The following is a 17,410-nucleotide window of genomic DNA, read 5'->3' on the forward strand; positions in this document are numbered from 1 at the left end:
ATAGTCATTTGCTTTTTACAGGGATAGTCATTTTTCAAATAAAGCTTACACTTAGTCCCATCAATCGAGTTAATGCATAGAAGGTAATCATTATGGCTGAACACAACACTCCGCAATTTCAAGTTGGACAAACGTTTACAGATCACCCGTTCCAAGAAGGTGATGGTGCAATGCTTGAGTTGTTCCGTAATGATCTACCAAATATGCTTTATGTTGGTCTTGGTAATATCACCGCTGACGAACAAGCTATTTTAGGTCAAACAGGCGCGCAATTTGGTGTGATTACTTCTGACAATGGTGGCTGTTTAGTTGTGGCAAGCTTTGGTGAGCTAGCGTTTGAAATGCAGTTAAATTCAGCGGCTATTCCTGAAGATTATTTCACCCTGACAGAAGAGAAAACACTCTCTGTATCTATGATTGCGGTAGATACTGCAACTAATTTATTGTGTGCGATTCGTGAATTTACATTGCCAGAAGTATTGAGTCGTCAATTTATTGAAGTGACTAAAGCGCAACGTGAATTAGGCGATGTGAATGCAGTAAATATGGAAAATATGCAACTAATTAATTCACTGACACCAGAAGCTCTGCAAGAGAAAATGGAGTTTCACCCCCTACAAAGTGTGATCGCGGCACCGACTTGTGGTTGTGGTCATCACCATCATGATCATTCGCATTAAGTTATAATTCGAATGAGAGAACAAAAAAACGCCGCCAATATTAACTATTGGCGGCGTTTTTATCATTAAAACAGTCTAAAAATAAACTATCTCATCGTAACAAATTCTTCAGAACCTGTTGGGTGAATAGCGACAACGGCATCGAAATCAGCCTTAGTTGCGCCCATCTTCATTGCTACTGCAAAACCTTGGATCATTTCATCAACCGTGAAACCAATACCGTGTAGGCCTACGACTTTTTCATCTTCGCCCGCACAAACCAGTTTCATCTTACAAGGTTGACGGTGCTTAGTTACTGCTGTGTACATCGCGGTGAAGCCTGATGTGTACACTTTTACGTTGTCTTTGCCGTATTGCTCGTCAGCTTCTTGTTCAGTGAGACCAATCGTGCCAATTGGTGGGTGGCTAAACACAACAGTAGGAACTAATGTGTAGTCCATTTTTGCGTTGGTTTGACCGTTGAATAGACGCTCAGACAGTAAACGCCCCGCTTTAACTGCGATAGGAGTTAGCTCAATGCCGCCTTCCATGATGTCACCTACACAGTAGATGCCTTTCACGTTAGTTTCTTGGTATTCATCGACTTTGATGTAACCGCGATCGTTAGTCGCTACGCCCGTTTTTTCTAGGTTGATAGCATCCGTTGCTGGGTGACGACCAATTGCCCAAATTAGGGTATCAACGTTTTGGGTTTCCCCGTTTTCTAGATGAAGCGTCAGGCTACCATCTTCTTCTTTAACCACTTCTTTTGGTACAGAGTGAGTATGAAGTGTTGGACCTTCCGTATTCATTACTTCAACCAGCGTATCGATGATCATTGGATCAAAGCTACGAAGAGGAGATTCTTTACGGCAGAACAGGTGAGTTTCAGTACCTAGAGAGTGAAGAACACCCGCGATTTCAACTGCGATGTAACCTGCACCAATAACAGCAACACGTTTTGGTTGCTCCATTAGCTCAAAGAAACCATTTGAATCGATACCGTGCTCAGCACCTGGAATATTTGGGATTGATGGACGACCACCAACAGCAATAAGGATATGATCTGCTGTGTAGTGTTCACCGTTTACTTCAACGGTTTTTGCGTCAACAAACTTTGCAAAGCCTTTAATTACATTGATTTTATTGTTACCAAGAACGCGATCGTAAGATTCATGAATACGACCAATGTACGCTTGGCGGCTTTCAATCATTTTGCCCCAGTTGAATTTTTTCAGTTCAACATCAAAGCCGTAATCTTCAGCGTATAAATTAATTGCTTCAGCAACTTGAGCGCCGTGCCACATTACTTTTTTAGGAACACAACCTACGTTTACACACGTACCGCCAAGATCTTGTGCTTCAATAAGAGCAACTTTTGCGCCGTGCATAGCCGCACGGTTTGCAGATGCGATACCGCCAGAACCACCGCCGATACAGATATAATCAAAATGCGTAGCCATTACTTTCTCTCCAATAAATTTTTAATTCTTTTTTACATACTATGTATGAAATGCGACCAAATTTTTCTTTTTCAAGGTCTACGAGGTTTCAAAAGCTATGAGAATTCAGATCGCTTCGCTTGCAGAGTTCAGGGGTGTTTGTTGAGAGTGAGCGCCTCCCGCTACCTATTCTGAACTCTTTAAGAGAGCTTGCGACCGATCTGAACCCTTAGATCTTTTAGAGCTTATTCCGGAACAATCCACTCGACTTTAAAGTGACCGGTTGCTGGTGCAATTGCCTCTTTTAAGAAAGGCAAAATTTCTTTCATTTGGCTTTCTAATTTCCACGGTGGGTTAATCACGATCATGCCAGATGCAGTCATGCCACGCTCGTTAGTATCCGCAGAAACACCTAACTCAATTTGTAGAATATTACGGATACCAAGCCCCTCTAATCCTTCGATCATATCTTCGATATCACAGCGATTAACCACAGGATACCAAATGGCATAAATTCCCGTTGCCCAGCGTTTATGGCTTTGAGCAATTGCAGTAACAACATCACGGTATTCTTTTGCAAGCTCATAAGGTGGGTCGATTAAGACTAATCCGCGGCGCTCTTTAGGTGGAAGACTTGCTTTTAGTCGAGCAAAGCCGTCTTCTTTATAAATAGACACTTGGCGATCACGGTGAAATTCTTGCTCAAGCAAAGGGTGATCGGCAGGGTGAAGCTCGGTTAATACCATGCGATCTTGACGACGCAAGTGAGCACGACCAACACGTGGTGAACCTGGGTAGTAACGCAGTTCTTCACCGTCGTTTAATTCAGTGATGGCATTTAGGTAGCTGGCGATCTCTTCAGGAAGGTCAGTTTGCTCCCAAATACGAGCGATACCTTGCTTGTATTCGCCTGTTTTTTCAGACCATTCATGCGTTAAATCGTAACGACCAACCCCTGAGTGGGTGTCGTGATAAACAAATGGCTTATCTTTTTGCGTTAATGAATTAAGGATAAGGCTTTGTACAATGTGTTTAACCACATCGGCATGGTTGCCTGCATGAAAACTGTGACGATAACTTAGCATGGATGAACTCTCACTATTGGAATCACATGATTATACCCAAGTTTATCGCGCAATGTGTGTACTCTTGCATCAGCCATTGAAATTTTATCCATTAAGCACCATCTTTAAGGGATAAGCCGATCCTAAAAACGAAAAATAGAAAAGGAATGAATATGTCTAACCCGTTACTCACCTTTACTGATTTACCGCTGTTTTCTCACATTAAGCCTGAGCACATTCAGCCTGCGGTAGAGCAAGCCATTGCCGATTGTCGCGCAAAAATTGAAGAAGTATTAGCGTCTGATACAGCCCCAAGTTGGGAGAGTATTATTATTCCTTTGGCTGAAACCGATGACCGTCTTAGTCGTATTTGGTCACCAGTGAGCCATTTGAACTCAGTACAAAACAGTGAAGCCTTACGTGAAGCGTACGAAGCGTGTTTACCTGCGTTATCTGAATACGGCACGTGGGTTGGTCAACATAAAGGATTGTACGAAGCGTATAAATCAATTAAAGAAAGTGAGACGTTTGCAACCCTGTCTCAAGCTCAACAAAAAACAATTGTTGATGAGCTGCGTGATTTTGAACTATCAGGCATTGGTTTACCTGCCGATCAACAAAAACGCTACGGTGATATCAGTAAGCGTACCTCAGAATTAAGTTCTAACTTCAGCAACAACGTGCTTGATGCAACCATGGGTTGGTCAAAACACATTACCGATGAAGCGGAATTATCAGGTTTGCCAGAATCTGCCATGGCGGCAGCAAAAGCCGCGGCAGAAGCAAAAGAGTTAGACGGTTGGTTATTGACACTAGAAATGCCATCGTACATTCCAATCATGACTTATGCTGATAATAAACCACTGCGTCGTGAAATTTACGAAGCGTTCGTGACTCGTGCTTCGGATCGTGGTCCAAACGCGGGTAAATGGGATAACACCGATTTAATCTCTGAAGAGCTGCAACTTCGCCATGAAGTATCACGTTTATTGGGCTTTGCTTCTTACAGTGAAAAGTCACTAGCAACCAAAATGGCGGAAAGCCCAACGCAAGTACTGGGCTTTTTAAATGACTTAGCAGCAAAGGCGAAACCACAAGGTGAGCGTGAAGTACAAGAGTTAAAAGCTTTTGTAAAAGAAGAGTTTGATATTGATGAGTTGGATCTTTGGGATGTGACTTATTATTCTGAAAAGCTAAAACAAAAGCTGTACCAAATCTCTGATGAAGAGCTACGTCCTTATTTTCCTGAATCAAAAGCCGTCTCTGGCCTATTTGAAGTCTTAAACCGTTTGTTTGGTATGACGGTAGTTGAGCGTGAAGGTGTTGATGTATGGCACGAGTCAGTGCGTTTCTTCGATATCTTTGATTCAAACAATACTTTGCGTGGTAGTTTTTACTTAGATTTATACGCACGTGAGCACAAACGTGGTGGCGCATGGATGGACGAGTGTCGTGTCCGTCGTATTACTGAAAATGGCGAACTGCAAACGCCAGTGGCCTATCTAACGTGTAACTTCAGTAAGCCTGTTGGTGGCAAACCAGCGCTGTTTACTCATGATGAAGTAGTTACTTTATTCCACGAATTTGGTCACGGTATTCACCACATGCTAACGCAAATTGATGTGGCGTCAGTATCTGGTATCAATGGCGTGCCTTGGGATGCGGTTGAATTGCCAAGCCAGTTCTTAGAAAACTGGTGTTATGAAGAAGAAGCGTTGGCGTTTATTTCTGGTCACTATGAAACGGGTGAGCCGCTACCAAAAGAGATGCTAGATAAAATGCTGGCGGCGAAAAACTTCCAATCAGCGATGTTTATTTTGCGTCAGTTAGAATTTGGCATGTTCGATTTCACACTGCACACAAATTACGATCCTGATCTAGGTGCAAAAGTATTAGAAACGCTGGCTGAAGTAAAAGCGAAAGTCGCGGTATTACCAAGTGTTGAGTGGAACCGTTTCTCTCACAGCTTTAGTCATATTTTTGCCGGTGGTTACGGTGCGGGTTATTACAGTTACCTATGGGCAGAAGTATTATCAGCGGATGCGTTCTCTCGTTTTGAAGAAGAAGGTATTTTTAATACAGAAACAGGCCAAAGTTTCTTGAATAATATTCTTGAGATGGGTGGTAGTGAAGAGCCTATGGAATTGTTCAAACGTTTCCGTGGCCGTGAGCCACAAGTGGATGCAATGCTGCGTCATGCGGGAATTGGTAAATAAAACTATACGCTAGCGCTAACTAGAAACTAGACGCTTCGCTTCTATAAGAGCAGGAAATGGTCCGTATGGATACGTAATTTATCCAGTTGCCGTTTTTCTGCTCTTATCGTTTCTAGACGCGAAGCGTTATAGTTAGCGATAGCGTATCGAGAAATTAAGCCCACTCAATCTCTTCATCAGCGTGCTTCTGGCATTCTTCTTTTACCATCTCGATAAATTCCATACCCGTCTTAGAGCATGTCCATTTCTCATCAGTATAAGCAAAGTGGAAGCCACCAGATTTTGATGCTAACCAAATTTCGTGCATTGGTTCTTGTTTGCTAATTACGATTTGGCTGCGGTTTTCAAATTCTAGTGTTAATACGTTACCCGTGATAACGGGCTCAATATCGGCACCAGATTCATCAATCATATCTTCGATTAATTGCAGTTTTTCATCGACTAGTTCGTGAAATTCAGTGTTATTCATCTTATTTATCCTATTGCTTTTCTTGGCTGTGGTGCGATTATAGAGAGCATAACCAGATATTAACACTAATGGTAAAATCTTATGCAAAAAAGAGTGATGGCGTTAATGCTATTGAGTGCCTTAACACTGGCTGGCTGTGGTCAAACAGGATCGTTGTACATGCCAGCAGATGACGCACCAAAAACAGAAGTAGCAGAATAATTTATTTGTAGCCTGTGTATTTGAATAATCATTGGCTAATAAACACAGAACTAGACAAGGAAGACGACATTGGATTATTTCAATTATAAGGATGATGGACAACTTTGGGCTGAAGAGTTACCCGTTGCACAATTAGCAGAACAGTATGGCACACCATTGTACGTGTATTCTCGAGCAACATTAGAGCGTCATTGGAATGCATTTGATAGCTCTGTTGGTGAGCAACCTCACCTTGTGTGCTATGCCGTTAAAGCAAACTCAAATATTGGTGTGTTGAATGCACTTGCCCGTCTAGGCTCAGGGTTTGATATTGTGTCTCAAGGTGAGCTTGAGCGCGTTGTGGCAGCCGGTGGAGACCCAAAAAAAGTCGTTTTCTCTGGTGTGGGTAAAACGGCTGATGAAATGCGTCGTGCGTTAGAGCTTAATATTAAATGTTTTAATGTGGAATCAGAGCCAGAGCTTGAGCGCTTAAATACCGTTGCTGCTGAGATGGGAGTTATAGCGCCTATTTCATTACGTATTAATCCCGATGTGGATGCAAAAACACACCCGTATATTTCAACAGGGTTGCGTGATAATAAATTTGGTATCGCCTTTGAGCGTGCGCCGGAAGTATACAAATTTGCACAAACCTTATCGAATTTAGATATTCAAGGTATTGATTGCCATATTGGTTCTCAGTTAACGGATATCACGCCATTCATTGATGCCACCGATCGTCTTCTTACCTTAATTGATGATTTAAAAGCGCAAGGTGTCAATATTCGTCACCTTGATGTTGGTGGTGGTTTAGGGGTGGTTTATCGTGATGAGTTACCGCCACAGCCATCAGAATACGCAGCGGCTTTATTAAGCCGTCTCGTGGGCCGTGAAGATCTTGAATTGATTTTTGAACCAGGTCGTGCGATTGCAGCAAATGCCGGTATTTTAGTAACTAAAGTTGAATTCTTAAAGCACACCGAGCATAAAAACTTTGCCATTATTGATGCGGCAATGAATGACTTAATGCGTCCAGCACTATATCAAGCGTGGCAAGATATCGTGCCTGTGGCTCCTCGTGAAGGAGAAGCGCAAAGCTATGATTTAGTTGGACCTATTTGCGAAACCGGTGACTTCTTAGGTAAAGACCGTGATCTAGTTCTCGAAGCTGATGACTTGCTTGCGGTTCGTTCGTCTGGAGCCTATGGTTTTGTGATGTCATCAAACTATAATACGCGTACTCGCGCCGCAGAAATAATGGTTGATGGGAACCAAGTTCATCTTGTTCGTAAACGAGAAGAGTTAAGTTCTTTATGGGAGCTAGAATCCATTCTACCAAACTAACTTAGATTAAAGAGCAAGCAGCTTAACGTTACTTGCTCTTTTGGTATTCAACCTAAAATATAAAAAAGAAGAACAACTATGCACTTTCATTTTTCTAAAATGCACGGGCTTGGCAATGACTTTATGGTGGTTGACTGCTTAACTCAAAATATTTTCTTTTCACCAGATTTAATCCGTCGCTTAGCGGATCGTAATCGTGGTATTGGTTTTGACCAGCTATTGGTGGTTGAAGCGCCCTATGATCCTGAAACTGATTTTCACTATCGTATTTTTAATGCAGATGGTACAGAGGTAGAGCAATGTGGTAATGGCGCTCGCTGTTTTGCACGCTTTGTTCGAATGAAAGGCTTAACCAATAAAATCAGTATTTCGGTCAGTACCAAAAAAGGCAAAATGACGTTAAAAGTGGAAGATGATGATCAAATAACGGTAAACATGGGTGAGCCAGTGTTTGAACCAAATAGAATTCCATTTAAAGCCACTCAAGCGGAGAAAACCTATTTATTGCGAGCAGAAGATAAAACACTTTTCTGTGGTGCGGTAAGTATGGGTAATCCACATTGTGTCACAGTAGTTGATGATGTTGATAATTATGACGTTGATAAATATGGTCCGTTAGTTGAAGGGCACGAACGTTTTCCTGATCGTGTTAATGCCGGTTTTATGGAAATTATTTCATCGAATGAAGTGAAACTACGTGTTTATGAGCGTGGTGCTGGTGAAACTCAAGCGTGTGGAAGTGGCGCATGTGGTGCGGTTGCTATTGGTATCATGCAAGAATTATTAGGTGAAGACGTTAACGTTTCTCTGCCTGGCGGCGATTTACAGATTTCATGGAAAGGTCCTGGTTACCCGTTGTTTATGACTGGTCCTGCAACCCATGTTTATGATGGTCAATTATCAATATGAATAATGTAACATTAATCGAGCCGCAACCCACTCAACTAACTGAAGACGTTGTTGCTCAATTTTTAATGGACCATCCTGATTTTTTTCAGCAGCATCCAGAGTTACTTGGGCGAATTAAAGTCGATACGCCTGAGCGTGGTGTGGTGTCTTTAGTTGAAGTGCAAGTCAGTAAATTGCGTGCTCGCATTGGTGACTTAGAAGAAGAAATTACTCAACTAATGTCATTGGCCGCAAAAAACGATCGTCTGTTTCATGATTTTGCTAATATACAAAAACAATTATTACTGTGTGAGAATTTTTCTCAAGCGGCAAAAATTATCGAGCAAAAAGCACTTTCTCTAGATCTAACCGCGCATATTAAAATCATTGATCATTCACATCCTAAGTATCATGTGGATAAAACCGCACTTGATAATTTTATTAAAAAGTTTTTGAATGGACACTCTGCGTATTTAGGTCGCTTACGTAAGGCTGAGCGTGATAGCTTATTGGCCTATGGCGGGCTTGACCATTCAAGCGCTGAATTAGGCTCGTTTGCTATCCTTCCATTAGGTCAATCTCAACCTATTGGGGTAATGGCGTTTGCTAGTCGTGATGGCCGGCATTTTGAACCCAATATGGATACCTTATTTTTAGAACAGCTAGTTAGTGTTTTTCATTATTTATTAATGCAATGGTCGAAATCTTCTCATGAGTGATGTACTTCCTCTCCAATATTCCAAACATCTTGACGCCTTTTATGAATTCTTACGTAATGAAAAAGGCTTAAGTATCTATACCCAACGCAGTTATAAGCGCCAACTCACCACGATTGCTGAGCAACTGGTTGAGTTAGGCGTAGAGTCTTGGCAAGACGTCGATGCGGGTTGGGTACGTCAAATTACCAGTAAAGGCATGCGAGAAGGATTGAAAGCGAGTAGCTTATCCACTCGATTATCTTCATTGCGCAGTTTTTTTGATTTTCTTGTATTGCGTAACATATTAACGGCCAACCCTGCTAAAGGGGTTTCTGCGCCTCGTAAATCTCGTCCATTACCAAAAAATATTGATGTGGATGAGATGGGTCAGTTACTTGAAGTTAAGGAAGATGATCCATTATCGATTCGTGATCGTGCCATGATGGAACTGATGTATGGTGCTGGTTTACGTTTGGCTGAATTGGTGGGCATTGATGTTCGTGATATTCAATTACGCCAAGGTGAATTACGAGTTATTGGTAAAGGCGATAAAGAACGTAAAGTGCCTTTTTCGGGTCAAGCGAAAGAGTGGTTAGGACATTGGTTACAAGTTCGAAATCAATTAGCAAAACCAGAAGAGCCTGGATTATTTGTCTCTAAATTGGGCGTTCGTATTTCGCATCGAAATGTGCAAAAACGCATGGCTGAGTGGGGAATGAAACAAGGGGTCAATAGTCATATTAGCCCGCATAAATTACGTCACTCATTTGCAACTCACATGCTTGAATCGAGTGGTAATTTACGTGCCGTTCAAGAGTTACTTGGGCATGAAAATATTTCTACTACACAAATTTATACCCATTTAGATTTTCAACATCTTGCTCAAGCGTATGACCAAGCGCACCCAAGAGCGAAGAAAAAATAAGTTGTTCAACTGAGTATCTAGATTGATATCAAGTATAAAAAAGCCAGATGCGTATTATTACGTATCTGGCTTTTTTAGGTTTGATTGTTTTCACTGTGAACTTAGCTAACTATTTGTTTTTAAAAAACAGTTAACCATTTAGCCTATGGTGGGCCAAATAGTCTATACGCTTATTTTAATAATAGGTTTTCTAAGTAATGAGCAACGGCTTCGTCGGCAGATGAGCCGATAACTTCATTATTTGGCAGGGCTTTTTTTACTTTCTCATGCGATGTTCCCATCACGATCCCTTTACCAGCCATATGCAGCATTTCATAATCATTCATGCCATCACCAAACGCGATGCAGTTATCTAATGTTTTACCAAGTAACTTAGCAACGGCTTCTAATGCAGCGCCTTTAGAGACTTCTGAGGCCATCACCTCTAAGCACCAAGGGGTTGAGAAAGCGACCATTAATTGATCGCCAAATTGTGCTTTTAGCTTCGTTTCATATTGCACCAAATATTCATGCTCTGGCATGGTTACGAAAATTTTTGCCATGTTTTCAACCGGTGGGTTTTCAACATCAAATAAAGTGTAAGTAAAACCACTGTCGTGGAATTTTTTTAATTCTTCATTTTCTTGGTGGATAAACCATTTATCGTCTGAGTACATATGAATAGATAAAGAGTCATCATTTTTTAGCAGGTTTAATACTTGTGGAACTAAATGTTCAGGTAAGTTTTTACTGTAAATAAGATTGTCATCGGCATCATGAACACGAGCGCCGTTAGAAGTGATCATATAAGCCGGGATGCCGACATCTTTACGAATATTACCGACATCAATGTGATGACGGCCCGTTGCAAAAATAAAGGTCAGGTCTTGTTGGTGCAGTTTATGTAGTGTTTTTTTAGTGAAGTCTGCAATTTTGTGTTCAGGAGTCAGTAGTGTGCCGTCAAGATCAGATGCAACGATAGTAATCATAAAGCCTCAGAAATAAAGAATAGATTCAAAAAATAACTGAGTTTAGTTTACGCCACTTTATAAAGAAAAAAGAGGGTAAAGATAACAATATTGCTTTTCCTCTTTTTACTTTAGTAAGGCATTATATTTCTGATGATGAGTTATGTTGTTGGAAAAAATTAAGGATTTCAGAGAGCGCTTGATTGCGGCAACTATCGGATTCAAAAAGTAATTCATGTTTCGCTTTTTTAATCGAGATTAATTGGCAATGCGGGGCTTTTTTTTGAAAATCGACATGAGCATTATTATCCACAATACGGTCGCTTTCCCCCTGAAGTAATAACGTAGGCACAGAGCAAGAAGCGGCTTGCTCGACGCAGAGTTTTGCCCCTTTTAAACTTTGATTTACCCAGTGATTACTTGGTCCACCGATCTGCAGCTCAGGCTTCAGGTTGTATAATTCACGGAACCATTGATAGCGAACTTCACAGGTGGTTAATGTGTTATCTAAAAAGGGTTTTTCATGATAGGGAGTTTGCCCTAAAGCGTAAGAGGGCCGTGAAGTCCAACGACTTAAATAGTGACTTATTGGCCCTGCAATCGGTTTTAACCAAGGCTGAATATGAATACCGTGCATTGGTGCGCTTAATGCCATTGCTGAATATGGGTGTGAGTGAGTCTCTACATATTGAGTGGCAATCGCGCCGCCCATAGAGTGGCCAAGTAAATAACAATCTTGGTAGTCTTTAGGTGTAATTAGGTATTGAGTCATGTTGTTTAGATCGAGAATATAATCATTGAAGTCTTCGATATGCCCAATATCTTGATTATCAGTTAGTCGATCAGACAGGCCTTGTCCTCGGTGATCAAAGGAATAGATATCATAACCCTGACCGAAAAGGTCATAAAATAGCTCTTGGTATTTATGAACACTTTCAATGCGTCCGTTGACGACCATGATAGCTTTGCGGTTGGCTGGACTGGTAAAACTTACCCAATGCAGTTGTGTTGCTTTTTCACCTTGATAAAATCCGTGTTGGCGTTTTTCCCAAAAAGGAGTAACGTGATTTTTCATGGTTTCAAGGTAATGTGATTCTTGAGTAAAGGCGGTCTCTTTCATTAGGCTTACAACATGACAGTAAATAATGGGTTGTGGATATTATATACCAAGAAAACTTAAGTTGAAGAATTCAAGGTTTATCCTTCTTTTGTTACTTTAAGAAAAAGGACGAAATCTCTTATTCGCAACTGTTATGTAACGTCTACAGAAGTAATCGCACATTCTGACTATTTCTTGCATATTAATTAAGCAAATGTATGTTTTTTCTTATGCTATTCGATTATTATGTATATAAATCAAATTACCATTTGTCGTTCTTTTTCTTAAGAATATGATGATTATGCCGATAATTATCTTTATGACATTTGTACTTGTAACAGGATATCGCTTTTAAGTTATGTATGCATACGTTGCCCGACAACCGATCCTGAGTCGGAAGAAACAAACGATAGGCTACGAACTACTTTTTCGTGACGGTGAAAGTAATGCGTTTCCTAATATAGAAGCAAATCAAGCAACGAGTCGTCTACTAGTTGAAAACTTTATGTCGACAGGTTGTAACCCTGCGCTAGAATCTCCTCGTAGTTTTATAAATTTCCCCCAAGAGTCATTAATATCTTTGGTTCCGACGGCATTTCCTAAGCGAAAAATTGTCGTCGAAGTATTAGAAACCTGTACCCCTAATGATGAGTTATTTAGTGCGATTAAGCATTTGCATCGAATGGGGTATATTATTGCGTTGGATGATTTTAGTTTAGATGCGGCATGGGACCGTTTTTTACCTTATTCACATATCGTTAAGCTAGACATTATGCAATTAGGCATTGATGTGGCGTGTGAATACGTTAAACAACGTAAGCGACAGGGATGCAAGCGACATTATTTAGCAGAAAGAATTGAGACTAATGATGAGTTTCAGCAGGTATTTGACGCCGGTTTCCATTTTTATCAGGGTTACTTTTTTAGTAAACCGGAAATCATTAAAAACCGCGTTGTAAAACCAGAAGAACTTCTTACGATGCAGCTATATCAGGAAGTGTGTTGTGAAGACGTGGATTTCTCTCGAATAGAGCAGTTGATTGCACAAGACGTCTCTTTATCTTACCAGCTATTGAAGTTTGTAAATACAACATCAGTACGACTTGAAAATCCCATTTCATCATTTAAACAAGCATTAGTTTATCTTGGAGAAGAACAAATAAAAATGTTTGTGACCTTGGTTGCTACGGCACATGCTGCGATCAATAAGCCCGAGGAATTGTATAAACAATCTTTAGTTAAAGGGCGTTTTTGTGAGTTGATGATTTGCCGTATTCAAAATGGTACTCCAGGACAACAAGCATTTATTGTTGGATTATTCTCTCTGCTTGATGCCTTGCTCGATCGTAAGATTGATGATGTTTTAGAGCAGTTATCATTAGCTCGAGAAATAGAACAAGCTATCCTGCTCAGAGAAGGCTTATTAGGTTCTATGCTAGAGCTGTATGAAAGTATTGATAAAGGGGATTGGAAAAGTATCGATCAAACCAGTCGACTGCTTGGATTCTCTCCAAAAACCGTAGAGAAAACGTATCAAGATGCAGAGAAATGGTATCGAATGATCTCATGCCAATCTAACTAGCCATAGAATCTAAGCTAGAATAAAAAGCCCCATTAAGTGCATCGCTTACTGTCGTAAGGACTGTATTTAGTGGGGCTTTTTATTGTCAGAAGTACTGATTGTGATTATTGACAATAGTTGATGATATGGACTTCTTCAGAGAACAGTTTTTGTTTTATTTGGTGGCACTCTTGTGTAATTGAAGTGATGGCTTCTGCTTGTTCTGGGTTTACTAAATCATAATCTCCTTCAATGTTGTAGTTAAAACCTTCCCCAGTAATCATAATCGGTTCAATAGTAATGCGCCCACGGTTTGCTGTAACTGTGATTGGATCAATATGTATTGGATATTGCGTCACTGGTGTTTTTTCTTGGCTCTTTTCTTTCGTCTCGAGGGAGGCGTTAGGATGATCGTTCTCTGGAATTAATCCTAACTTATATTGCCACAATTCTTTGGCTGTCTTTGTTGTGATCATTTCTCTTGGGCTAACATTCAGCTCACCATTAAAACTGTAGTTAAAGCTGTCTCTATTGACGGCTAATCCATTGCCATTAAAAGTGAATTCAGCGAGCCCATCAAGAGGGATTGGGTTTGAGAAAAAATGACTAAGATAACTAACGGGTAACCCATCGCCATACGCCTCAAGTTGCCAAGGTTGACTGTCTTGCATTAATTGAATGCTACCAGTAAAGCCAATAAGCCCTTCGGGTAAAGGAAGTAGCGCACGTTCGATTGACCATAATCCATTTACTGTATTCATTTCTATCAATAATTGCTGACTTAACAAGTAATTGAAGCTTGCATTAGAGGCGCTAATTGAAAGCTTACCATCCCATAACCCCCATTGTGTATCGCGTAATAAATCGAGATCATTACCTTCAACATTTACGCCTGATAATTGGTAAGGGTAAAGACTATTTAATTGGATCAGCTGAGTATTATTGAGATCTATTTTCGCTACTTTTACTTCGATTAACTGCTTTATATATTGGTTAAATGCTTGGGTTTCCTCATCAGTGATGATCCATTTCACTTGTTCTGCAGTAAAGGTTTTTAGGTTAATGGCATTTGGAGCTACCTGCCCTGAAAGCTGAATATTGCCATCAAAGATATCGAAAGACAGGTTAGTGATGTCTGCTTTTTTACCATTAAGGGTTAAATTAATAATTGGGTTTTCAATAAGGTGTTGGTTCCAAATCACGCTATCTGCGTTAAAGGAAATCGCAGCCTCGCTTTGTTGCCACAAATGATAAGGAAGCAGTACATTTTCAGCAGATAAACTTAAATTATTCACGCTAAATTGGGGCAATGCCACATTAATGTCTAGTAAATCAATACGCTCAAATTGGTAGGTGAAACCTTGTTGATTTAACCAATTTAATGGTTTTCCTATTATGTCTGCATTATCAGATTCTAAATTAAAATTACGTAGCGTAAATTGAGGGATAGCCCATAAGGTATTTTCTTTTAGTTCTGCTTGAGCGGTAATCGTACTGTCTCGCCAAATAAAAGAAAGACCATGTAAAGCGGTGTAATTTTCGCTGTAATAGCCATCGATTAATACATCATTAAGTGCTTCGCCTTGCCAATACAATTGCTGTGTTGAAAATTGAAAACTGCCTTCAAAAGGAATTGCCGTATTATCTTGTACTGACCAATTGGTGAGTTGGATTTGTGCGTCACGAAGCACGAGCTCCTCATTAGCAAAATCTAAGTTAGAAATGCTTAATTGTTGTATGGAGAACCAATTCATCCCTTTATTTGTTGGAAGTCCGTCTTGCAAACTTAAGCCATCAATTTTGATGCTATCAAAAGCCAATTTTCCTTTTTGTATTGGGTGTTGAGAAAGCCAGAAACCAAGCTGTTGGATCTGCAATGAGTGATCTTCTTGAACAACGATGACGTCAGAGAGCGTCAGATGTAAAGGAGATTGAATCGAATAATCAATATCACCAAAAGTGATTTTTTGGTTAGTGATTTTATTGATAAGAGGGGTTAATACCGGCTGTGCGTAAGGTGTATGCAAAAGGGATAAAAATGCGACCACAAGTAGCAGGCAAAAAGAGATAAGCCAACCCAGGCTTTTCAGTGTGGTGTACATTGTTAACTCCAAAAGAAAAATAGGAATAGAAAGAGTGGAGTAAAAACCAAATGCAATCAAGTTATTGTGACGGTTTACTTAGAGGTAATCACTGTTTTGCACTGTTGTTTGAACTGATTGCATAAAAAAGCCCTTCACAATGGAAAGGCTTGAATTTATAAATGTATTTACTAGATAACCTAGTTAAGTTGAGGGCCAGCTTTAACTAGCGCCTTACCTTCGTCATTATCAGTGTATTGAGCAAAGTTTTTAATGAAGCGTTGAGCTAGATCTTCTGCTTTGCTGTCCCATTGTAGTGGGTCAGTGTAAGTATCGCGAGGATCTAAGATTGAGGTATCAACGCCTGGTAGTGATGTTGGTATTTCTAGGTTAAAGACTGGAATGTTTTTGGTTTTAGCGTGGTCGATTGAGCCATCTAAAATCGCATCAATAATTGCACGAGTATCTTGGATAGAGATACGTTTACCTGTGCCATTCCAACCGGTATTAACAATGTAGGCTTCTGCGCCAACGGCTTCCATTCGTTTTACAAGAACTTCGGCGTATTGTGTTGGGTGCAGTGTTAAGAACGCCGCGCCAAATGCTGCTGAGAACGTTGGTGTCGGCTCAGTAATACCACGTTCAGTACCGGCTAACTTAGCGGTAAAGCCTGATAGGAAGTGGTACTTAGTTTGTTCTGGTGTTAGTTTTGCTACAGGAGGTAGAACACCAAATGCATCTGCGGTTAAGAAAATAACTTTATTTGCATGGCCTGCTTTTGATACTGGCTTAACAATATTATCGATGTGATAAATTGGGTAAGAAACACGAGTGTTTTCAGTTTTAGAACCATCATCGAAATCAATGGTGCCGTCACTACGAACAGTTACGTTCTCAAGTAGAGCGTCACGGCGAATTGCGTTGAAAATATCAGGTTCAGCGTCTTTAGATAGGCGAATTGTTTTTGCGTAACAACCCCCCTCAAAGTTGAAGATACCGTCATTATCCCAACCGTGTTCGTCATCACCAATGAGTTGGCGTTTTGGATCGGTTGAAAGCGTGGTTTTACCTGTACCTGATAAACCAAAGAATACCGCGACATCACCTTCTTTACCTACATTGGCAGAGCAGTGCATTGATGCAATCCCTTTTAGTGGAAGAAGATAGTTCATCATTGCGAACATGCCTTTTTTCATTTCACCGCCGTACCAAGTACCACCGATAATTTGAACACGTTCTGTTAGGTTGAAGGCGACAAAGTTTTCAGAGTTTAGGCCTTGTGCTTCATAATTAGGGTTTGTGACTTTCGCGCCGTTCATTACCACAAAATCAGGTTCAAACGTTGCTAGCTCTTCTTCTGTTGGACGAATGAACATGTTTTTTACGAAATGTGCTTGCCATGCCACTTCCGTAATCACTCGAACACTCAAACGAGTATCAGGGTTTGCACCACAATAACCGTCAATAACAAATAGGCGCTTACCAGAGAGTTGTTCTGTGACTAGGGCTTTTAGATCATCCCAAACTGCTGGAGTAATAGCTTTATTGTCGTTTTTACCTTGATCAGACCACCACAGTGTCTCTTTTGTCGTGTCATCTTTTACGATGTATTTATCTTTTGGTGAACGGCCAGTAAAAATACCAGTATCTACCGCAACTGAGCCAAGCTCTGTCATTACACCACGCTCATAACCTTCTAGGTCAGGACGTGTTTCTTCTTCGAACAATTGATCATAACTTGGGTTACGTAGAACATCAGTAACATTAGTTAGACCATGTTGAGTAAGATCGAGCTGTGCAGCCTTTTTATGTTCCATAACAGTCATAGGAGCTCCTT

Annotated in this window: 15 protein-coding genes; 8 read left to right on the forward strand and 7 right to left on the reverse strand. The window is 40.5% G+C overall.

Going from position 1 to position 17,410, the window contains the following annotated elements; translation table 11 throughout:
- Positions 1-92 precede the first annotated feature (92 nt).
- Complete coding sequence (locus PVK62_RS12000) at positions 93-680, forward strand: hypothetical protein (protein WP_274444668.1); 588 nt, start codon at positions 93-95, stop codon at positions 678-680.
- A gap of 86 nt (positions 681-766) precedes the next feature.
- On the opposite strand, the gene gorA is transcribed toward PVK62_RS12000, so the two are convergent.
- Both gorA and PVK62_RS12010 read right to left on the reverse strand, forming a co-directional pair.
- A complete protein-coding gene (gene gorA, locus PVK62_RS12005; protein WP_274444669.1) occupies positions 767-2,122 on the reverse strand; it encodes a glutathione-disulfide reductase in 1,356 nt (451 codons plus the stop codon).
- Positions 2,123-2,346: 224 nt separating this feature from the next.
- Positions 2,347-3,186 carry a 23S rRNA (adenine(2030)-N(6))-methyltransferase RlmJ gene (locus tag PVK62_RS12010; protein ID WP_274444670.1) on the reverse strand — a complete coding sequence of 280 codons (840 nt, stop codon included), beginning with the start codon at positions 3,184-3,186 and terminating at the stop codon, positions 2,347-2,349.
- Positions 3,187-3,338: 152 nt separating this feature from the next.
- Here PVK62_RS12010 and prlC point away from each other — a divergent pair, with 152 nt between their 5' ends.
- A complete protein-coding gene (gene prlC, locus PVK62_RS12015) occupies positions 3,339-5,381 on the forward strand; it encodes an oligopeptidase A (protein WP_274444671.1) in 2,043 nt (680 codons plus the stop codon).
- Between the two features lie 154 nt (positions 5,382-5,535).
- Here prlC and cyaY read toward each other — a convergent pair whose 3' ends face one another.
- Positions 5,536-5,850, reverse strand: coding sequence for an iron donor protein CyaY (gene cyaY, locus PVK62_RS12020; RefSeq protein WP_274444672.1), 315 nt, complete (start codon positions 5,848-5,850; stop codon positions 5,536-5,538).
- An 81-nt stretch (positions 5,851-5,931) separates the two neighbouring features.
- Between cyaY and lptM the strand changes: the two genes are divergently transcribed.
- The 5 genes from lptM (at position 5,932) to xerC (ending at position 9,885) form a co-directional block, all read left to right on the forward strand.
- On the forward strand, positions 5,932-6,051 hold the full coding sequence (lptM, locus tag PVK62_RS12025; RefSeq protein WP_080889821.1) for an LPS translocon maturation chaperone LptM: 120 nt from the start codon (positions 5,932-5,934) through the stop codon (positions 6,049-6,051).
- Between the two features lie 69 nt (positions 6,052-6,120).
- Positions 6,121-7,374 (forward strand): diaminopimelate decarboxylase, encoded by a 1,254-nt coding sequence (gene lysA / locus PVK62_RS12030; protein ID WP_274444674.1) that lies wholly within the window; start codon positions 6,121-6,123, stop codon positions 7,372-7,374.
- A 78-nt stretch (positions 7,375-7,452) separates the two neighbouring features.
- Positions 7,453-8,283 carry a diaminopimelate epimerase gene (gene dapF / locus PVK62_RS12035; RefSeq protein ID WP_274444676.1) on the forward strand — a complete coding sequence of 277 codons (831 nt, stop codon included), beginning with the start codon at positions 7,453-7,455 and terminating at the stop codon, positions 8,281-8,283.
- The gene (locus PVK62_RS12040; RefSeq protein ID WP_274444677.1) at positions 8,280-8,981 is read left to right on the forward strand and encodes a DUF484 family protein; all 702 of its coding nucleotides are present in this window, start codon (positions 8,280-8,282) and stop codon (positions 8,979-8,981) included. The genes dapF and PVK62_RS12040 overlap by 4 nt, the downstream gene beginning before the upstream one ends.
- Positions 8,974-9,885, forward strand: coding sequence for a tyrosine recombinase XerC (xerC, locus tag PVK62_RS12045; protein ID WP_274444678.1), 912 nt, complete (start codon positions 8,974-8,976; stop codon positions 9,883-9,885). Before PVK62_RS12040 ends, xerC begins: the two co-directional genes overlap by 8 nt.
- A 170-nt stretch (positions 9,886-10,055) precedes the next feature.
- Here xerC and PVK62_RS12050 read toward each other — a convergent pair whose 3' ends face one another.
- Positions 10,056-10,853: a Cof-type HAD-IIB family hydrolase gene (locus PVK62_RS12050; protein ID WP_274444680.1), complete on the reverse strand. Its 798-nt coding sequence runs from the start codon at positions 10,851-10,853 to the stop codon at positions 10,056-10,058.
- Positions 10,854-10,974: 121 nt separating this feature from the next.
- On the reverse strand, positions 10,975-11,952 hold the full coding sequence (locus PVK62_RS12055; protein ID WP_274444682.1) for an alpha/beta fold hydrolase: 978 nt from the start codon (positions 11,950-11,952) through the stop codon (positions 10,975-10,977).
- 337 nt (positions 11,953-12,289) lie between these two features.
- On the opposite strand from PVK62_RS12055, the gene PVK62_RS12060 reads away from it, so the two are divergent.
- Positions 12,290-13,513, forward strand: a complete 1,224-nt coding sequence (locus PVK62_RS12060; RefSeq protein WP_274444683.1) for an EAL and HDOD domain-containing protein — start codon at positions 12,290-12,292, stop codon at positions 13,511-13,513.
- 104 nt (positions 13,514-13,617) lie between these two features.
- Here the strand turns inward: PVK62_RS12060 and PVK62_RS12065 are convergent, their stop codons facing one another.
- Both PVK62_RS12065 and pckA read right to left on the reverse strand, forming a co-directional pair.
- Entirely contained in the window at positions 13,618-15,594 is a 1,977-nt protein-coding gene (locus tag PVK62_RS12065; protein WP_274444684.1) for an AsmA family protein, read from the reverse strand.
- Between the two features lie 179 nt (positions 15,595-15,773).
- Positions 15,774-17,399: a phosphoenolpyruvate carboxykinase (ATP) gene (pckA, locus tag PVK62_RS12070; protein ID WP_274444685.1), complete on the reverse strand. Its 1,626-nt coding sequence runs from the start codon at positions 17,397-17,399 to the stop codon at positions 15,774-15,776.
- Positions 17,400-17,410 lie beyond the last annotated feature (11 nt).

The organism is Aliivibrio sp. S3MY1 (genome assembly GCF_028765575.1).
Classification (GTDB): Bacteria; Pseudomonadota; Gammaproteobacteria; order Enterobacterales; family Vibrionaceae; genus Aliivibrio.